Source organism: Pseudomonas sp. RA_35y_Pfl2_P32 (assembly GCF_963970735.1).
Classification (GTDB): domain Bacteria; phylum Pseudomonadota; class Gammaproteobacteria; order Pseudomonadales; family Pseudomonadaceae; genus Aquipseudomonas.
The window spans coordinates 1-640 of sequence record NZ_CAXAQF010000118.1 but is presented as its reverse complement, the minus strand read 5'-3'; the positions used below and the strand labels follow the sequence as shown (position 1 = coordinate 640).

At 48.9% G+C, this 640-nt stretch carries 1 pseudogene; it reads left to right on the top strand.

Features of this window, described 5'->3' with window-relative positions:
- Nucleotides 1–403 precede the first annotated feature (403 nt).
- Nucleotides 404–640: pseudogene (locus tag AACY45_RS27390) on the top strand (tetratricopeptide repeat protein); the annotation flags it as partial.

Below are 640 nucleotides of genomic sequence, written 5' to 3'. Positions count from 1 at the left end.
TCATTTGAGTTGCCGCGAGATAAGCAAGACGACCAAATGGCCGAACCATACTTTCGATGCGCTGGAGCTCAACACATCCCAGAAGCGATTATAGAAACGGCCGCATTCTATAAAATCGCTAAAAAAACAAGCCTCTTGCATTGTTTTATTATCAGCGCGCCGCTTCATTAGGTAGTGCAAGAGGTTTAAGTTATCTTAGTGGAGCATTTTCGGCTCAGCCGGAACCTGTTGATAATTTTGGCTATAAACCGGATCCCAAACTTCATGAGATCTATTACGGTCTATGGAATCAATTACGGGCCGACAGAAGTCTACGCTTCCCCAACCTCATGAAAGACCACCCGCTACCCGCTCATCCCATACAAGGTTTTGACGCCGAGCATCCGGATCGCAGGCCGGAGATATGAGCGATCTCACCAAACTAGAAAGTCGTAGGTACCTACCTGGACGATTCATTAAGGCAACGTTTTTATGTGCCATCGGTCTGTTGGGAATACTCAATGGCACTCCGGCTATGGCCTATCCCACGTTTACCTGTGCGTACGAAAAAGACCATAACCCACCGCTGGATGCGGAGGCTGAACGCTGGTTTCAACAGGCCCGCGCGCTCGAGAAAGTTCGAGGGGTTAAAAACTGGCGA